Genomic DNA, 17,250 nt, shown 5'->3' on the forward strand with positions numbered 1-17,250 from the left:
GCTACGCGCCGTCCGGGTCGAACGGCGTCTCCTGGTAGACGCAGTAGTTGAGCCAGTTGCTGTAGAGCAGGTTCCCGTGGCCGCGCCAGCGGTTGCGCGGGAGCTGCGCGGGATCGTCGTCCGGGAAGTAGTGGGCGGGCGGAGCGACCGGGAGGCCCTGCCCGCTGTCCCGCGCGTACTCGCGGGCCAGGGTGTCCGCGTCGTACTCCGGATGGCCCGTCACGTAGACCTGCCGACCGTCCCGGCTGGCCGCGAGGTACACGCCGGCCTCCGCGCTGACGGCCAGCACGTCCACGTGGCCGGTCGCCTCGACGTCGGTCGCCTCGACGTCCGTGTGCCGCGAGTGCGGGGCCAGGAATTCGTCGTCGAAGCCGGTGACGACGGGCGATCGCGCCGCGGTGAGACGGTGCGGGTAGACGCCCGAGAGCTTCTGGGGCAGTTCGTGTTTGCCGACGCCGTAGTGGTGGTACAGCGCCGCCTGGGCGCCCCAGCAGACGTGCAGGGTGGACTGCACGTTGGTCCGCGTCCAGTCGAGGATCCGGGTCATCTCCGGCCAGTAGTCGACGTCCTCGAAGTCGAGCCGCTCGACCGGGGCCCCGGTGATGATCAGGCCGTCGAAGTGCTGCTCGGCCACGTCGTCGAAGGTGGAGTAGAACGAGTCGAGGTGCTCCGACGCGGTGGTCCGCGAGACGTGGCTGGCCATGCGCAGCAGCGTGAGCTCGATCTGCAGCGGGCTGTTGCTGAGCAGGCGCAGCAGCTGGGTCTCGGTGGTGACCTTCATCGGCATCAGGTTCAGGATGGCGATCCGCATGGGGCGGATGTCCTGATGTCCCGCGCGGTCGTCGGACATGACGAAGACCTGCTCCGCGGCCAGGACGGCCCGAGCGGGGAGGTCGTGGGGCATGGTGACGGGCACCCGACCAGCTTAGTTCAGTGCCGCAGCCGCCCGATCCCACCCGGGGCGACGGCGGACGCCGCGACTACGTGTAGGACTTCGCGCAGATCGTGTAGACCGGATCGTCGAAGAAGTAGCTGCGGTCCCACTCGCCCGAGCAGCGCCCGGAGTCCTTGAGGCCGCCCACCACGGAGACCACGGTGATCGTGCCCGGCGCGCCGCACTGCCCGGCCGCCTTGATCCAGGTGCCCGGCACGGGGGCCGTGTAGCAGTAGTTCACGTTGAGATTGGGGGTGAGGCAGTACCAGAGGCCCCGCGCGATCGAGGTCTGCTCGGCGCGGCACTTCTCGCCAGCCGGCATCACCTGGGTGACCTTGTACGGCGAGCCGCCGTCGTCGCAGTTGCCGACCTTCGGCGCCTCGGGCACGTCGTAGAGGCAGTCGTTGATGCGGAAGACGGCGCCGGCGCCGGTCGTGGCCGACGCGGTGTCCTTGCCCGGCTCGGCGCCGTTGGAGTCGCTGAGCAGCGCGGCCACCACGATCGCGGCGACCAGGGCGACGACCGACGCGACGGCGACGAGCGCCAGGATCACGTTGCGGCTCGAGTTGGGCTTCTGCGGCGGGGTCGGGGGAGGGCCGCCGGGCACCGGGCCCGGCGCCGCGGGGCCGCGGGGAGGGTTCGGGAGCGGGATCGCCTGCGAGTAGGCCTGCCCCGGCTGATTCGGGTTCTGGCCGCCGTACGGACCGGGCCCGGTCATGCGCCCGCCTTCTTCGCCGCCGCCTTCATCTCCTTCTTGTGGGCCCGCACTTTCTGCAGGGACTCGCCGTCGACGACGTCCGCGACCGACCGGTATCCGGCCTTGCCGTAGTCGCCGACCGCCGTCGCCCAGCCGCGCGGCTTCACGCCGAGCTGCTTGCCGACGAGCGCCGCGAAGATCTTCGCCTTCTGCGCGCCGAAGCCGGGGAGGGCCTCGATCCGCTTCACCAGGTCGGCGCCGGACGCGGCCTCCGTCCAGATCCGCTCGGCCTGCCCGTCGTACTCGTCGACGACGATCTGCGCGAGGGTCTGCAGGCGCGCCGCCATGGCACGGCCGTACCGGTGGATCGCGGGCGGCGTGGTGCACAGTTCCTCGAACCGGACCGAGTCCGCGACCGCGATGTCGCGCGGGTCGATACTGCCGAACCTGTCGAGCACCTTCCACGGACCCGCGAACGCGCGTTCCATCGGGAACTGCTGGTCGAGAAGCATGCCTGCGAGCAGCGCGAACGGATGCTCCGAGAGCACCGCGTCCGACTCGGGTTCCCCCGTGATGTGCAACGTGACCGCCATGAGCGCCACTTTACTTCAGCCGTGCCTTCCCATACGGGGACCGACGCGGCGGCTAGGGTTGCAGATGACGGCCAAGGCGAGGCGAAACGAGGAGAAGCGGATGTCGAACATCGACTACGAGGTGCGCGACGAGGTCGCCCACGTGCGGATCAATCGGCCCGAGAAGCACAACGGCCTCACCCTGGACATGATCGACGACCTCGCGAAGGCCGCCGATCGCGCGAAGAACGATCGCTCGCTGCGTGCCGTGATCCTCTCCGGCGAGGGCAGCTCGTTCAGCTCCGGCCTCGACTTCGCCTCCGCGGGCAAGGAGCAGCGCCGCCTGCTCATGAACTTCGTGCCGAAGCGCATCTCGGCGGCCAACAACTTCCAGGCCGCGGGCTGGGCGTGGCGCAGCGTGCCCGCGCCGGTCATCGCGGTCGTGCACGGCCACTGCTACGGCGGCGGCCTGCAGATCGCGCTCGGCGCGGACTTCCGCTACGCCTCGAGCGAGGCGGACTTCTCCATCCTCGAGGCCAAGTGGGGCCTCATCCCCGACATGTCGATCTCGGCGTCCATCGCCCAGCTCACCACCATCGACGTCGCCAAGCGCCTCACGATGACCGGCGAGATGTTCTCGGCGAAGCAGGCGCTGGACTGGGGCCTCGTCACCGGCGTCTCCGCCGACCCGATGAAGGACGCGCTGGAGCTGGTGGAGAAGCTCAAGGAGCGCTCGCCCGACGCGGTGGCCGCGTCCAAGGCGCTGTTCGAGAACACCTGGTACAGCGGCTCGCGCCTGTCCTTCCCCGTCGAGCAGGCCCTGCAGCTGGGCCTGATCCGCGGCAAGAACCACGTGATCGCCCGCACCGCGGCCGCCAACAAGGAGAAGCCCTCCTTCATCGAGCGGCAGTAAGCACTCCCCACCCGATTGAACGCTGTTTTGGAGAGTCCGACCTGCGTCTTTCCTCTCCGAAACAGCGTTCAATCGCGTCAGGCGTCAGCCGCCCGGCCGGACGATGCCGTGATCGAACGCGAACACGATCGCTTCCGCGCGGTTGCGCACGTCCAGCTTGGTGAAGATCGAGCCGATGTGGCTCTTCACGGTGACGATCGAGATCACCAGCTCGGTGGCGATGTCGTCGTTGGAGAGCCCGCGGCCGACGAGCGCGAGCACGTCCGCTTCGCGGGAGGTCAGTCGCGTCGCCTCGCCCGACGGTGCCGCCACCGTCGGTGCGGCCGTGCGGTAGGTCTCGAGCACGCGGCCGGTGACCGCGGGGTCGAGGACCGCCTCCCCGGCGGCGACGAGGCGCACCGCGCGGATGAGATCCTCCGCGGGCGAGTCCTTGAGGACGAAGCCGGACGCGCCGGCCCGCAGCGCCTCGGAGAGCAGGTCGTCGTCGCGGAAGGTGGTGAGCACCAGCACCGGCGGCGCGCCCGCGGACGCGGTGAGGCGCCGCGTGGCCTCCATCCCGCTGACCCGTTTCATGCGCAGGTCCATCAGCACGACGTCGGGGTCCTCCGCCGCGACGACGGCTGCAACCTCGTCGCCGTCGGCGCACTCGCCGACCACCTCGAAGCCGTCGCGGCGGCGGAGGATGCGGCGCAGCCCCAGTCGCACCAGGTCCTGGTCGTCCACCAGGACGAGGCGGATCGGTCGGTCGGTCACGGTGATGCTCCTTCGATCGAACCGATTGCCCCGGCGCCGGTCTCGGCGGGGAAGACGGCGTCCACGAGCCACAGGCCGTCGGTGGGCCCCGCGGTCAGGGTTCCGCCCGCGCTCTCCACCCGGGCGCGCATCCCCGTCAGTCCCGTGCCGCCGGGGGCGCGCCGGGCACCGTCGGGGACGGGGCACGAGACCCGGATCCCGACGCGGCCCATGGGGCGTGGCCCGACGAGCACGGAGACCCGTGCGCCCGGCGCGTGTTTCACGGCGTTCGCGAGCGACTCCTGCACCAGCCGGAAGGCGGCGAGGCCGGCGGTGCCGGAGAGCGCCGTCGACGGGGCGTGCTGCTCCAGCTCGACGGCCAGGCCCGCGCGCGCGAACGAGGCGACGAGCTCGGGGACCTCGGGGAGTCCGGGCTGGGCGGCGTCGGCGCTGTCCGACCGTAGGAGTTCGATGGTGGTGCGGATGTCCTTCATCGCGGTCCGCCCCTGGGTCTCCGCGTCGCGGAGCGCGTCGACGGCCTCGGCCCGGTCGTCGCCGGACTCGAGCGCCCGGCGCGCGGCGGTGACGTTGAGCAGCACCACCGCCAGGGAGTGCGCGACCACGTCGTGCACCTCGCCGGCGATGGCGGCGCGGTCGAGCGCGGTCCGGGAGGCCTGCGCGCGCCGCTCGGCGCGGAGCAGCAGGAGTTGGTTCTGCAGCAGTTGGCCGACCGCCGCCCCGAAGCACACCGTGAGCGCGATGAGCCACGCCTGGTGGATCGCGCCGAGCAGGCCCGCGGTGATCACCACGGCCAGGTAGGCGATCACATGCACCACCGTCACCCGTAACGGGGTCACGGCCGCGACCTGGGTGATCCCGAGGATGACGATGAGCGGTACCACGTCGAACGCCGCGGGCACGCACCAGAACAGCGAGGCGCTGGTGAGGATCACGATGGAGTGCGCGGTGAGCGAGACGCCGCCCTTGCGGAGCAGGCTGCCCGCCGTGTGACACAGGGAGAGGAAGACGGCGGCCGCCAGCCAGATCCACTGCCGGCCTTCGGGGCCCTCCATGATCCGGGGCACTGCGGCCTCGATGACCAGCGCGAGCATGGCCACTTCGGTGATCGTCATGTAGTACGGCGGGTACTCGTAGCCGAGCAACTCGAAGTCCCGCCGGTATCGCGCCTCCAACCACCGCAGCCAGCGCATGGTGTGCATCGTAGCCGCGCGAGCGCGCCCGGTCGCCCACCCTGGGGCGGATCCGCGCGCCCACCTCAGGGCGGAACCGGACTTCCGTCCTGAGCACGCTGACCTGCGGCGATCGCGCTCGTAGCGTCGAAGGCGACCCGGAACACCGACCGGGCACCGGAGAAGGAGAAGGCCATGATCACCGTTCTCGCCCTGGCAGCGTTCGTCCTCGCGGTCCTGTGGCTCACCCACGACCGCGACGGTCTCGACTTCGGAGCGCGGGACATCCACCGCGCGATGGCGGCCCGGGACCGCCGGACCGGCCCCGGAGGCACCGTCGTTCCCTGACGATCGCGACGGCCCGCCCGCGCGCCGCGATCGGCGTGCACAATCGACGTAGGAGGACGACATGACCACGATCACACGAGCCTTCCGGACCGGCATCGGCAGCGGGCTCGGCGGCACCGTCGCGCGCACCCTGTCCATCCCCGAGCCCGCCTGGCATCTGCGCGATCCCGCCCGCCCGGGCCTCGACGGCCGGAACGCCGTCGAGGCGGGGCCCGTCGACGCCGCGGGGGCCGCGGCGCTGCGTGCGGCCCCGTCGCTCCCGATGGGGCCGCTGCGGGCGTCCCTGAGTTACACCCTCCGCGAAGGCGACGTGACGTTCCGCGCCGCGGAGCGGTACGGCGACGTCTTCCGTTCCGAGTTCGCGGGCGGCCCCGGACAGGTCGTGATCGTGTCGAACCCGGCCCACGTCGCCTCGCTGATGTCGCGGCCCGACGACGCGCCGTCGGCCACCCGCTTCTCGCCGCTGCGGCCCATCGTGGGGCCGGATTCGGTGCTCACCGCGGTGGGGCCGCGCCACAAGCAGCAGCGCGGCCTGCTGCTGCCGCAATTCCACGGCCGCGCGGTCACCGAGTACCAGCGGCGGATCGACGCGGCCACCGCGCACCGCATCGACGAATGGCGGACGGGGGAGCCGGTGGCCCTGGCGGACATCGGCCAGCAGATCACCCTCGACGTCATCATGTCGGCGGTGTTCGGGATCGAGGACGAGGCGGGCGCCACCGCCGCCGAGAGCGCGGTCCGCACGTCGATGATCCGGCTGCTGCAGCTCTCGACGCACCCGCTCGCGACCGCCGTGCAGTTGGTGAACGCGCGCAGCCCCGAGCCGCGGGGCGTGCTGAAGATGATCCTGCGTCCGCTCGACCGCGCCATCTACGCCGTGATCGCCGAGCGGCGGCGCGAGGGCGCCGACGGCCCCGACGGGGCCGGCCGGTCCGACATCCTCACGGTGCTCATGGCGGCCCGCGGCGACGACGGTGCGCCCCTGGCCGACAGCGAGATCCGCGACGAGCTGCTCACCCTGGTCCTCGCGGGGCACGAGACGACGTCGAACTCGGTGGCGTGGACCTTCGAGCGGCTCACCCGCAACCCCGACGTGTACCGCCGGTCCGTGGAGGCGGCCCGGGAGGGCGACGAGGCGTACATCGAGGCGCTCATCAACGAGTCGATGCGCAACCGTCCCGTGGTCCCGGTCGTTGCGCGGGAGCTGCTGTCGGACTGGCAGTTCGGGCCCTACGCTGTGGAAAGCGGTGTGATCGCGCTGATCTCGATCCTGCTGCTGCACCACCGCGAGGACCTGTACCCGCGGCCCTACGCCTTCGATCCCGACCGCTTCCTCGGGGTGAAGCCCTCGCCGCAGAAGCTGATGCCCTTCGGCGGCGGCACCCGGCGCTGCCTCGGCGCGAGGCTGGCGATGGCGGAGCTGCGGTCGGTGGTCACGCAGATCCTGCTGCGCGTGGACCTCGCGATGACCGATGCGCCGGCCGAGCAGCCGCGGCACCGCAACGTCACGATGATCCCCGCCGACGGGGGCATGGTGACCGCGCTGCGCCGCGACTGACCGACAGGCGCTACCTGGCTCAGGCGCGCGTGCCCCGCTCGTCGCCGAGCCGGACCGGGGCGATGTCCGCGAAGACGTCGCCCGGTCCGGGATTGGTCGCCGCGGTACCCCCGCCGAGGTGGTGCACGACGCCCCAGACCGCGTTGAGCGCGGTCTGCAGCGCGCCCTCGGCCCACCCGGCGGTCCACGAGATGTCGTCGCCCGCCAGGAAGAAGCCGCGGTGCCGCGGGTCGAGGGACTCCTGCATGAAATGCGTGTACAGCCGCTCCTGGTAGCGGTAGTGGCCGGGCAGGTTCGCCTTGAAGGCGCCCATGAAGTACCGCTCCGTCTCCCACGAGACCGTCTTCGGGGTGGCGATGATGTGGCTGCGGATATCGACGCCGGGGTAGATCTCGCCGAGCGACTTGAGCATCAGGTCGAGCCGCGCGTTGACGTCCAGCGGCAGCACTTTGAGCGAGTCGTCGGACCAGGTGTACGACAGGCAGATCACGCCGGGCCGGTCGGGCCCGTGGTCGAGCAAGTAGGTGCCGCGGCTCATCCGGTCGGTGAGCGTCATGGACATCGTGTCGCGCCCCGTGGCCGGGTCGACGTCGCGCCAGAAGGGCCGATCCACCAGTGCGAAGACCTTGGAGCTGCCCATGTAGTGGGTGCGCTCCACCGCGGTCCAGTGATCGATCGGCAGCAGGTCGTCGTCGCAGTCGATCGTGTTGAGCAGCATCCAGGCCTGGCCGGTGAAGACCGCCGCGGGGAAGGTGCGGGTCTCGCCCGCCGCGTCCGTCAGGGTGTACGCCGGTGCCCCGCCGGGGCCGGCGGTGCGCCTGATCGCGGTGACCGCCGGACGGTGCGCACCGCCGTTGAGGTCCCGGACGGACCGCGCACCGTCGAACGGGCTCTCCCACAGGTGCTTCGGCAGCCGGTCCGCACCCCCGACGATGCCGCGGTGGTGGTCGTCGGCGGCGGTGCAGGTGACGCGGAGTATCTCCAGCATCGAGTTGGGGTAGTCGGTGTCCCAGCCGCCCGTGCCGAATCCGACCTGTCCGAACAGTTCCCGATGTGCGAACGAGCGGAAGTGCTTCGACGCGGTGAGGAAGCCGTAGAAGGTCTGGTCGTCGAGCTCCTCCACCAGGCGCGACCACACGGCGCGGATCCGCGTGACGTCGCGCGCACGGATCGCGTCCTGCAGCTCGGCGGCGTCGGCGTAGTCGGCCAGCGTCGCGTCCCACGCGCGGGCGACCTCGGCGAACTCGGGCGGGAGGTCGGCGGTGGTGCGGGCGTAATGGCTGCGGCCCTTGAGGTCGATGACGGTGCTGGGCGTCGCCTCGGCGAGGGGATTGGGGAAGGCCTCGGTCTCCAGGCCGGCGCGGTCGAGGTAGTGCTGCAGCGTGGTCGACGACGGCGGGAAGCGCATCGCACCCATCTCCGCGACCAGGTCGTCGGCGTAGCCCTCGAAGCGCTCGCTGCGCATCCGGCCGCCGATCCGGTCGGCCTCGTACACCACGGGTTTCAGGCCGAGGCGGGCCAGCTCGTAGGCGGCGGTGAGGCCGGCGAGGCCGGCGCCGATGACGGCGACCTCGGTGCCGCGCACGGCCTCGGGCACGGAGCCCAGGCCGTCGGGGTGGGCGACCCAGTCGTCGTAGGCGAAGGGGAAGTCGGGCCCGAACATCGTCAGGGGAGCGTCCGAGGCGGACGGACCGTGGGCGGGCATGGCGGGCTGGGTCATGTGGGCTCCTGGGGTGGCGGGGCTCAGTACAGGTCGGTGCGCCGGTCGCGCAGGTAGGTGTTGGCGATCCGCGCCTCGCGCAGGGCCTCCGGGTCGGCGGTGAAGACGAGCAGTTCCTCGTCGCGCCCGGCCCGGGCAACGACCTCACCGTCGGGTCCCGCCGCGGTGCTCAGCCCGCAGTACTCGAGCGAGGTCTCCCGGCCGCAGTGGTTGGTGTAGGCGATGTACAGCTGGCTCTCGAAGGCGCGCACCGGGACGACTTGTTCGGCGATGCGGCCGAACGGCTCCATCAGACCCGTGGGGATCAGGAGCAGGTCGGTGCCCGCGTCCGCCTGGGCGCGTACGGCTTCGGGGAACTCCACGTCGTAGCAGATGAGGAGTCCGCATCGTAGGCCGCCGAGGTCGAACAGGACGGGCAGCTCGCCGCCCGGCGCGAACATCGTGCGGTCGAGGTCGCCGAACAGGTGCGTCTTGCGGTAGTGCGCAAGCTCGGCGCCGTCGGGCCCGACGACGGTGACGGCGTTGAAGACGGTGCCGTCGTCGAGCTCCGGGTAGCCCGCGACGACGGCGATGTCGTGCCGGCCGGCGATGCCCGCGAGCGCCGCGTGGTACTCGCCGCCGCGCGGTCGGGCGAGGTCCCGTGCGGCCGTGCCGATGTCGTAGCCGGACACGGACATCTCGGGCGTGACCAGGATCTGCGCTCCCGCGGCGGCGGCCCGGGTCGCGGCCGCGTCGATCGCCGCCAGGTTCCGCGCGACGTCCGGTTCCGGCCCGAGGCCCTCCGGCCCTTGGAACATTCCGACGGTGACCGTCATCGCGCGTCCTTCGCGAGGTCGACGTCCTGCCGCAGCCGCGAGTGCTGGTAGCCGTAGGCGAAGTAGACGACGAGGCCCACCGCGGACCAGACGGCGAAGGCGATCCACGTGCGGGCCTCGAGCTGGAGCATGAGGTATCCGCAGAAGCCGATGCCCAGCACGGGGATCAGCGGGAACAGGGGCGTCTTGAAGGCGCGGGGCAGGTCGGGGCGGTTGATCCGCAGCAGGATCACGCCGACGTTGACCAGCGCGAACGCGAACAGCGAGCCGATCGACGTGGCGTTCGCGAGCTCGCCGAGGGGGACGAGACCCGCGAGCACGGCGATGACCACGCTGACGATCACGATGTTGCGGACCGGCACGAAGGTGCGGGGGTTGACCTTGGCGAAGACGCGGGGGACCAGGCCGTCGCTGCCCATCGTGTAGAGGATGCGGGTCTGGCCGTACATGACAGCGAGCACCACGCTGGCGATCGCGATCACCGCGCCGATGGAGAGGATCACGGAGGGCCACGTCTGGCCGGTCACGTCCGTGAGGATCTTCGCGAGGGAGGCCTCGGTGCCGCCGAAGTCCTGCCAGGGCATCGCGCCGACCGCCGCGAGTGCGACCAGGCAGTAGAGCACGGTGATGATGCCGAGCGACAGGATGATCGCGCGCGGCAGATCGCGGGTGGGGTTCTTCGCCTCATTGCCCGCGGTCGAGGCCGCGTCGAATCCGATGTAGGAGAAGAAGACCATCGCCGCGGCGGCCGTCATCCCGTTGGTGCCGAAGGGCATGAACGGGCTGAGGTTGCCCGAGTCGAAGGCGGTGAAGGCGATGGCGCAGAAGAAGACCAGGACGCACACCTTGAGCACGACCATCGCCGTGTTGAGGCGCGCGCTCTCGGTCGCGCCGCCGACGAGGACGAGGCACGCCAGGGCCACGATCACCATGCTCGGGATGTTCACGATGCCGCCGTCGCCCGGGGGTGCGGCGATCGCGGTGGGGAGTTCGACGTCGAAGAGGGTGCGGAGGAGTTCGTTGATGTACTGGCCCCAGCCGACGGCGACGGCCGCCACGGAGACGCCGTACTCGAGGAGCAGACACCAGCCGCAGATCCAGGCGAAGAACTCGCCGATGGTGGCGTAGGCGTACGAGTACGAGCTGCCCGACACGGGGATGGTGCCCGCCATCTCGGCGTAGGACAGCGCGGAGAACAGGGCGGTGACCGCGGCCAGGATGAAGGCGACGATGACCGCGGGCCCCGCCTTGGGCGTAGCCTCACCGAGGATCACGAAGATGCCGGTGCCGAGCGAGGCGCCGATCGACAGGGCGGTGAGGTGTCCGAGTCCCATCGAGCGCTTGAGCTGGGGCCCGTCGTGCGCGGCGGCACTGTCGGCGAGGATTCGGTCGACGGACTTGCGGGCGAAGAGACTCTCGGTGATGGTGCTCATCGGGCGTTCACCGCGAGCACCGACAGCAGCTCGTAGGCCACGTGGGCCGCCGCGACGCCCGTCAGCTCGGCGTGGTCGTACGGCGGGGCGACCTCGACGACGTCCGCGCCCACCACGTCCGTGCCGACGAGGGCGCGGATCGTGTTCAGCAGCTCGCGGCTCGTCATCCCGCCGGCCTCGGGGGTGCCGGTGCCGGGCGCGTGCGCGGGATCGAGCACGTCGATGTCGACGGAGACGTAGACGGGGCCGCCGGCACCGTCGGGCCCGGCGAGGCGCCGGCGCATGCGCTCGATCACGCTGGCCAGGCCGTCGTTCTCGTAGTCGTCGGAGCGCACCACCTGGAAGCCGAGGACGCCGTCGGCGGTGAGGTCCTGCTCGCCGTAGAGGGGTCCGCGGATGCCGATGTGCATCGAGCGCTCGAGGTCGATCAGACCTTCCTCGCTGGCCCGCCGGAACGGGGTGCCGTGCGTGTACGGGGCGCCGAAGTAGGTGTCCCAGGTGTCGAGGTGCGCGTCGAAGTGCAGCACGGCGACGGGGCCGCGGTCGGCGGCGACGGCGCGCAGGATCGGCAGCGCGAGGGTGTGATCGCCGCCGAGGGTGAGCACCTTGGAGCCGGCTCCGCGCAGGCGCGTGATCTCGGCCTCGACGGTCCCCAGCGCCTCGACGATGTCGAACGGGTTCACCGCGAGATCGCCGGCGTCGGCCACCTGGTGCACCGCGAAGGGCGAGACGTCGAGCGCGGGGTTGTACGGGCGCAGCAGCTTCGACGACGCCCGGATGTGCCCGGGGCCGAACCGTGCGCCCGGGCGGTAGCTCACGCCCGAGTCGAAGGGGATCCCGAGGACGGCGATGGCGGCACCGTCGACCTCGTCGAGGCGGGGCAGGCGGGCGAAGGTCTCCGGCCCGCAGTAGCGGGGGACGAGGCTCGCATCCACCGGTCCGCGGGGCTGAGAAGGGCGCTGGGTTTCTTCAGGCACGGATGGATCCTCTCGCAGGGGCTGCTTTTGTGGGCCGGATCACATAGTGTGGGACATCGACCGACTTGTCAACTCGAGTTTCCTGAAAGGAAACATCTGTTGGATGCCACTGCTGTGCGGGCGGATGACGTTCTCGCCGTGCCGGATCAGGTGGGTGCCGCGCTCAAGGCGGCCCGCCGGGCCCGCCGCCTGACGCTCGCGGACGTCGCGGAGCGCATCGGCGTCACCAAGGGCTACCTGTCCAAGGTGGAGCGCGGCCTGGCGGCGCCGTCGATGGCGGTCCTGGTCCGGTGGTGCGAGGCGCTGGAGGTCCCCGTCGGATCGCTCTTCGACGGTGGCGCGGCCGGGTCGATCGTCCGCGCGGACGCCTACCCGCAGGTGCGCTTCGGCGGCGACGGACTCGCGGAGTTCCTGCTCACGCCGTCGGGGGAGCAGCGGGTCCAGGTGCTGCTCAGCGAGATCGAGCCCGGGGGCGGCAGCGGGGACGAGGCCTATGCGCTGCCCGCCGAGGTGTCCTTCGTCCTGGTGCAGCGCGGCGAGCTGCGACTCGCGTTCCCGCCGGAGCCGGGCGTGGACCTGGCCGCCGGGGACGCCATGACCTTCGACCCGGGGCGGCCGCACACCTTCGTCGCGGGCGCCGACGGTGCCCGCGTCCTCTGGGTGATGGCCCCGGCGCTGCCCGCCGGGGAGCGGCGCTAGGCCTCGTCGAGCGCGTCGGAGGACGCGACGGCGGCGGCGCCCGCGCGGCGGCCCGAGAAGATGCAGTCGGCCAGCGAGAGGCCGCTGACGTAGGAGTTCGAGCAGATCCCCACGGCGGTGCGGCCCGCTGCGAACAGGCCGGGGATCGCGGTCCCGGCATTGGTGCGGACCGCTCCGGAGTCCTCGTCGACGGCCAGCCCGCCCAGCGTGAGCATCGGCATGGGGTAGGTCATCCGGTCGGTGAAGGAGATGTCGAGCAGGGTGAACGGGGCCTTGGTGGCGGGCAGGCGGAGGTCGTCGGGTTTGCCGAACGGGTCGGGCAGGCCCTGCGCGATCGCCTCGTTGTGCGCGTCGACGGTGCGCCGCAGCCCGGCGGGGTCGACTCCGGCGCGCCGCGCGGCCTCCTCGACGGTAGGCGCGGAGACGCTGCCGATGCGGAGGAGACGCTCGAGTTGGAGTCGCTGGAACCACACGGTCTGCTCGCCGATCTGCGCGCGTACCCGGGCCGCGAGATCGGCGTCGACGAGCAGCCAGGCGCGGTGCCCCGGCGCGTCCGCGATGGCGGCGCCCAGGGCGGCGCCGTACCGGGACTCGTCGACCATCCGGTGCCCGTCCGCGTCGACGGCGAGCGCGCCGAGATAGCCGCTCGGCGGCGCGATGAACCGCCAGTTCGAGAGGGAGTCCATGCGGTCGGTCGCACCGCCCGCCGAGACGCCGAGCCGGATGCCGCTGCCGTCGTCGCCGGCGGTGCCCAGCGGCAGGCCCTGCGACCAGGGGTAGCCCGGCGCGTGCTCGCCCACCATCGCGCCGTTGGCGATGAACCCGCCGGTGCTCAGGACGACGCCGGAGCGGGCGCGGATGCGGATCGGCCGGCCGTGTCGGCGCTCGATCCGGTCCAGCAGCCGCTGCATCGTCGCGCGCAGGCCCTGGTGGTAGACGCCGGGTTTCGCCGAGATCCGGGTGAGGACGGCGAACCGTCGCCGGACCGCGGCGGGCGCGTTCTCGATCGTCCGGGCCTCGACGCCGACCACCCGCCCGTCCTCGACGATCAAGCCGGTGACGCGGGTGCCGGTGCACACGCGGACGCCGTGCGCCGCGGCCGAGGCGGCGAGCGGCCCGTAGAGCTTCTTGCCCGAGACGCCGGGGCCGTGCGCGCGGTGCCCGCGCTGCCGCGGCGCGGCCGCCTCGCGGAAGCCGCCGGAGTTCTCGCTGCCGGAGAAGTACAGGTAGTAGTCGTCGGTGGGGTAGGACGTCTTGAACGGGCACAGCGACGGGTCGAAGGGTACCCCGTGGTCCATCAGCCAGTCGATCATCGCGGGGGACTGCTCGCAGAACCGCCGCAGGGTCTCTTCGGACACCGCGTCGCCGACCTCGAGGCGCAGGTAGGCGAGCATGTTCTCGACGTCGTCGTCGACGCCCGCCGCCCGCTGGATCCGGGTGCCGCCGCCGGCGTAGACGATGCCGCCCGAGAGGTTCGTCGCGCCGCCGCCGAGATAACGATCCAGGGCCAACACGTCGGCCCCGGCCTCGCGGGCCGCCAGCGCCGCCGCCGCGCCCGCGCCGCCGAATCCGACCACCACCACGTCCGCCGTCGTGTCCCAGTCCTGCGCCATGCGCGGACTATAACGTGTTCTAGAAATGTGCGGGATCGGTTCCCGCGAAGGTCAGTTCCCGGTGAACCGGGGCGGCCGCTTGTCGAGCATCGCGGCGACGGCCTCGTGGTGATCCGCGGTGGAGTGCGCGATCGTCTGCATGGCCGCCGAGAGCTCGAGCAGCGCGTCGAGGCTCTGGTGCTGGCCCTCGCGGAGCAGCCGCTTCGTCATGCGCAGCGCCTGCGGCGGATTCGCGGCCACCCGGTCCGCGAGCGCCCGAGCGGCACCGAGCAGCTCGTCGGGCTCGACGACGCTCGAGACCATGCCCCAGTCCAGCGCGGTCGCCGCATCGACGGCGTCGCCGGTGAGCGCCATCTCCGTGGCCCGCGCCATGCCGACGATGCGCGGCAGCAGCCAGGCGCCGCCGTCGCCCGGAATGAGCCCCACCTTGACGAAGCTCTCGGCGAAGACCGCCTTCGTGGACGCCACCCGCAGGTCGCACATCATCGCGAGGTCGCAGCCCGCGCCGATCGCCGGGCCGTTCACGGCCGCCACCGTCGGGACCTCGCAGTGGTACAGCGCGCGGGGGATGCGCTGGATGCCGTGCCGATAGCCCTGCCGCTGCTGCGCCGCGGTGCCGCCGAACATGCCCTCCTTGTCGCGCATGTGCTTGACGTTGCCGCCGGAGCTGAACGCCGAACCGGCGCCGGTGAGGATCGCGACCCGCACCTCGTCGTCGCGGTTCACCGCATCCACGGCGCGCTCGATCGCCTCGATCATGGCCTCGTCGGAGACGGGGTTGCGGGCAGCGGGATCGTTCAGGGTCCAGGTGACGACGGGGCCGTCGCGCTCGATCAGGAGTGGTTCGGTCATGGGGGAGACCCTATGTGGTTCGGAACCGCGACGGGGGCGTCCCGAACTCGGCGGTGAAGGCCGCGGTGAACGCCGCGGGCGTCGCGTAGCCCAGCCTCCCTGCGGTCTCCGTCACGGTCGCGGTGCGCAGGAACGGCAGCGCGGCGAGCAGCCGGGCCCGTCGCCGCCACACCGCGGGGCTCGTACCCGTCGCGGCGCGGAACCGGGCGGTGAAGGCGCGCTCGCTCAGCCCGCAGCGGTCCGCCCACGCGGCGTTGTCGACCGCGACGTCCGGCGCGGCGAGGTAGTCCCGGCACAGGGCGCGCAGCTCCGGGTCCGCGGGGAGCGGAACGTGCAGCGGGAGCGGTGCGAGCGCGGCGATCTCGTGCAGCAGGAGCGACGCGATCGCCCCGTCGCGGCCGGCCTCGTCGTACTCGGCCTCGAGGTCGACGGCGGCGAGCAGGAGTTCGCGGAGGAGGGGCGTCACGTCGACCACCGTGCACCGCGCGGGCCACCACGGCGCCGCGGCCGGCTCGATGTACAGGCTGCGCGTGCTCACGCCGCAGTAGCGGACGCCGTGCGGCACACCGGGCGGGATGAGCACGCCGCGGTCGGTCGGCACGGTCCACGCCCCGTCGTCGGTGTCGACCTCCATGACGCCCGCGGCGGCGTACAGGAACTGCGCGCGCCGGTGGTGGTGCCGGGCCTGCGCGTAGCCGTCGGGGTAGTCCGTGCCGACGGCGAGCACGTCGCGCGGGACGTCCTCCAGCGTCGCGACGGGGATGTTCCGCATGGCGACCATGCTACCGAGATTCGAAGGTATCGCGCCCAACTTCGATTGCCGGAAGGGGCACCGTGCGGTGGACTCGGAGCAGTGAGTGCACTGATCCTGATTCTGGTGGGCGCCGCGTCGGGCGTCACGACGGCCCTCTTCGGCTTCGGCGGCGGCTTCGTCGCGGTGCCGGTCCTCGTCTGGGCCGACGCCGCCCTCGGCGGCGACGCGCCCCGCGTCGCCGTCGCCACCTCGTCCGTGCTGATGGTGGTCGCCGCCGCGGTCGCGACGGCCTCCACGTCGCGCGCCGTGCTCGCGGAGCTGCGGGGGAGCGCACGCCTGCTGCTCCTGCTGGCCCTGGGCGGCGCGGTCGGTGCCGTCGGGGCGCGGCACGTGCCCGGCGACGTCATCGCCGTCGGCTTCGTCGCGTACCTCCTGCTGACGATCGTCTCGGTCACCGTCCGGCCCGGATTCCTGCAGGCGGGGGACGACGGTGCGCGACCGATCCGGCCCGGCGCCGGCCTCCCGATCGGCGCGGTGGCGGCCTTCCTCGGCGTTGGAGGCAGCGTGGTGACGGTGCCCCTGATGCGCCGCAACGGCCACCGGATGGCGGTCGCGACGGCCCTGGCGAACCCGCTGACCCTGGCGGTGGCACTGCCCGCGACGGCCGTCTTCCTCCTGCTCTCGGGCGGACGGCCCGCGGGCGCCGGGACCGGCTTCGTGGGCGCCGTGGACGTCCGCGCCGCCGTCGCGCTGCTCGTCGGCTCGCTGCCCGTGATCGTGCTGCTGCGCCGCCGCGGCCCGCGCTTGTCCGACCGCGCGCACGCCCGCTGGTACGTCGGGCTGCTGGTGGCGGTCACCGCTGCCATGGCGGCGACGCTGTTCCGGTGACGGTCAGCCGGGCCGGCCGACGGCGAAGCCGGGGGCGCTTCGCGTCCGGGAGGACGATGAAAGCCCCGGCCGGGGCCGGGGCTTTCGTGCTGGAGCGGGCGACGGGAATCGAACCCGCGTAGCTAGTTTGGAAGCCTTCGCTAGCGGATCCACTCAAGTTCGCCAGAGTTCGTAACCGACTGCACAACAGGCGATGTCGGTCGATCTGCACGACCATGCACCTTTGCGGACGGTCCCGGACTCGCTGAAAAATGCGGTGGTTTGGGTACGGGTTTGGGTACAGCAGCCGGCGTGGACGTTGGAGCACGAGGTGGGCTGTGAATGATCTGCGGACGGCTGGCTGCGGACTGGCCTATCGTGACTGCCATGGCGACTCACAGGAACATCCGAGTGCACCTCAAGGACGGCCGCCTTCATGAGGTGCAATCCGGAGAGGTTCGAATCGACGGAGGAGCGATCTCGGTGAGGGAAGAGAACCTCGTCACCGTGTTCCCCCACGGCGGGTGGACGGAGGCAAACTACGAGAAGGCCTCCGGCGCAGCATTCTAATCGCCA

Annotated in this window: 18 protein-coding genes; 6 read left to right on the forward strand and 12 right to left on the reverse strand. The window is 71.9% G+C overall.

Annotated elements, in window-relative coordinates; translation table 11 throughout:
- Window position 1 precedes the first annotated feature (1 nt).
- The 3 genes from metA to WFK95_RS19800 all read right to left on the reverse strand — a co-directional run bounded on the left by metA (window position 2) and on the right by WFK95_RS19800 (window position 2,224).
- Window positions 2-916, reverse strand: a complete 915-nt coding sequence (gene metA, locus WFK95_RS19790; RefSeq protein WP_336671682.1) for a homoserine O-acetyltransferase MetA — start codon at window positions 914-916, stop codon at window positions 2-4.
- A 64-nt stretch (window positions 917-980) separates the two neighbouring features.
- On the reverse strand, window positions 981-1,652 hold the full coding sequence (locus WFK95_RS19795) for a hypothetical protein (RefSeq protein ID WP_224645500.1): 672 nt from the start codon (window positions 1,650-1,652) through the stop codon (window positions 981-983).
- The gene (locus tag WFK95_RS19800) at window positions 1,649-2,224 is read right to left on the reverse strand and encodes an HhH-GPD-type base excision DNA repair protein (protein ID WP_336671683.1); all 576 of its coding nucleotides are present in this window, start codon (window positions 2,222-2,224) and stop codon (window positions 1,649-1,651) included. Before WFK95_RS19800 ends, WFK95_RS19795 begins: the two co-directional genes overlap by 4 nt.
- Window positions 2,225-2,324: 100 nt before the next feature.
- On the opposite strand from WFK95_RS19800, the gene WFK95_RS19805 reads away from it, so the two are divergent.
- Window positions 2,325-3,116: a crotonase/enoyl-CoA hydratase family protein gene (locus tag WFK95_RS19805; RefSeq protein WP_224645502.1), complete on the forward strand. Its 792-nt coding sequence runs from the start codon at window positions 2,325-2,327 to the stop codon at window positions 3,114-3,116.
- A gap of 84 nt (window positions 3,117-3,200) precedes the next feature.
- Here the strand turns inward: WFK95_RS19805 and WFK95_RS19810 are convergent, their stop codons facing one another.
- Both WFK95_RS19810 and WFK95_RS19815 read right to left on the reverse strand, forming a co-directional pair.
- A complete protein-coding gene (locus tag WFK95_RS19810) occupies window positions 3,201-3,869 on the reverse strand; it encodes a response regulator transcription factor (RefSeq protein WP_336671684.1) in 669 nt (222 codons plus the stop codon).
- On the reverse strand, window positions 3,866-5,059 hold the full coding sequence (locus tag WFK95_RS19815) for a sensor histidine kinase (protein ID WP_336671685.1): 1,194 nt from the start codon (window positions 5,057-5,059) through the stop codon (window positions 3,866-3,868). The genes WFK95_RS19810 and WFK95_RS19815 overlap by 4 nt, the downstream gene beginning before the upstream one ends.
- 174 nt (window positions 5,060-5,233) lie before the next feature.
- On the opposite strand from WFK95_RS19815, the gene WFK95_RS19820 reads away from it, so the two are divergent.
- On the forward strand, window positions 5,234-5,386 hold the full coding sequence (locus tag WFK95_RS19820; RefSeq protein ID WP_224645505.1) for a hypothetical protein: 153 nt from the start codon (window positions 5,234-5,236) through the stop codon (window positions 5,384-5,386).
- A 61-nt stretch (window positions 5,387-5,447) separates the two neighbouring features.
- Window positions 5,448-6,944 carry a cytochrome P450 gene (locus WFK95_RS19825; protein WP_336671686.1) on the forward strand — a complete coding sequence of 499 codons (1,497 nt, stop codon included), beginning with the start codon at window positions 5,448-5,450 and terminating at the stop codon, window positions 6,942-6,944.
- A 19-nt stretch (window positions 6,945-6,963) separates the two neighbouring features.
- Here the strand turns inward: WFK95_RS19825 and WFK95_RS19830 are convergent, their stop codons facing one another.
- The 4 genes from WFK95_RS19830 to speB are packed head-to-tail and all read right to left on the reverse strand — an operon-like array spanning window position 6,964 to window position 11,889.
- Complete coding sequence (locus WFK95_RS19830; protein ID WP_336671687.1) at window positions 6,964-8,664, reverse strand: flavin monoamine oxidase family protein; 1,701 nt, start codon at window positions 8,662-8,664, stop codon at window positions 6,964-6,966.
- A 23-nt stretch (window positions 8,665-8,687) separates the two neighbouring features.
- Window positions 8,688-9,479, reverse strand: a complete 792-nt coding sequence (locus WFK95_RS19835) for a carbon-nitrogen hydrolase family protein (RefSeq protein WP_336671688.1) — start codon at window positions 9,477-9,479, stop codon at window positions 8,688-8,690.
- Window positions 9,476-10,912, reverse strand: coding sequence for an amino acid permease (locus WFK95_RS19840; RefSeq protein ID WP_336671689.1), 1,437 nt, complete (start codon window positions 10,910-10,912; stop codon window positions 9,476-9,478). Before WFK95_RS19840 ends, WFK95_RS19835 begins: the two co-directional genes overlap by 4 nt.
- On the reverse strand, window positions 10,909-11,889 hold the full coding sequence (gene speB / locus WFK95_RS19845) for an agmatinase (protein WP_336671690.1): 981 nt from the start codon (window positions 11,887-11,889) through the stop codon (window positions 10,909-10,911). Before speB ends, WFK95_RS19840 begins: the two co-directional genes overlap by 4 nt.
- A gap of 138 nt (window positions 11,890-12,027) precedes the next feature.
- On the opposite strand from speB, the gene WFK95_RS19850 reads away from it, so the two are divergent.
- The gene (locus tag WFK95_RS19850; protein ID WP_336671691.1) at window positions 12,028-12,588 is read left to right on the forward strand and encodes a helix-turn-helix domain-containing protein; all 561 of its coding nucleotides are present in this window, start codon (window positions 12,028-12,030) and stop codon (window positions 12,586-12,588) included.
- Here WFK95_RS19850 and WFK95_RS19855 read toward each other — a convergent pair.
- From WFK95_RS19855 to WFK95_RS19865, 3 genes are read right to left on the reverse strand one after another with little or no spacing between them, the layout of a single operon-like run.
- On the reverse strand, window positions 12,585-14,201 hold the full coding sequence (locus tag WFK95_RS19855) for an FAD-binding protein (RefSeq protein WP_336671692.1): 1,617 nt from the start codon (window positions 14,199-14,201) through the stop codon (window positions 12,585-12,587). The two genes, WFK95_RS19850 and WFK95_RS19855, sit on opposite strands and share 4 nt — an antisense overlap.
- Window positions 14,202-14,252: 51 nt before the next feature.
- Entirely contained in the window at window positions 14,253-15,053 is an 801-nt protein-coding gene (locus WFK95_RS19860; RefSeq protein WP_336671693.1) for a crotonase/enoyl-CoA hydratase family protein, read from the reverse strand.
- 10 nt (window positions 15,054-15,063) lie between these two features.
- Window positions 15,064-15,825, reverse strand: a complete 762-nt coding sequence (locus tag WFK95_RS19865) for a helix-turn-helix domain-containing protein (RefSeq protein ID WP_224645514.1) — start codon at window positions 15,823-15,825, stop codon at window positions 15,064-15,066.
- Window positions 15,826-15,906: 81 nt separating this feature from the next.
- On the opposite strand from WFK95_RS19865, the gene WFK95_RS19870 reads away from it, so the two are divergent.
- On the forward strand, window positions 15,907-16,695 hold the full coding sequence (locus WFK95_RS19870; RefSeq protein ID WP_336671694.1) for a sulfite exporter TauE/SafE family protein: 789 nt from the start codon (window positions 15,907-15,909) through the stop codon (window positions 16,693-16,695).
- Window positions 16,696-17,061: 366 nt separating this feature from the next.
- Entirely contained in the window at window positions 17,062-17,244 is a 183-nt protein-coding gene (locus tag WFK95_RS19875) for a hypothetical protein (RefSeq protein WP_336671695.1), read from the forward strand.
- The last annotated feature ends 6 nt before the right edge of the window (window positions 17,245-17,250 follow it).

Source organism: Tsukamurella sp. USMM236, assembly GCF_037148755.1.
Taxonomy (GTDB): domain Bacteria; phylum Actinomycetota; class Actinomycetes; order Mycobacteriales; family Mycobacteriaceae; genus Tsukamurella.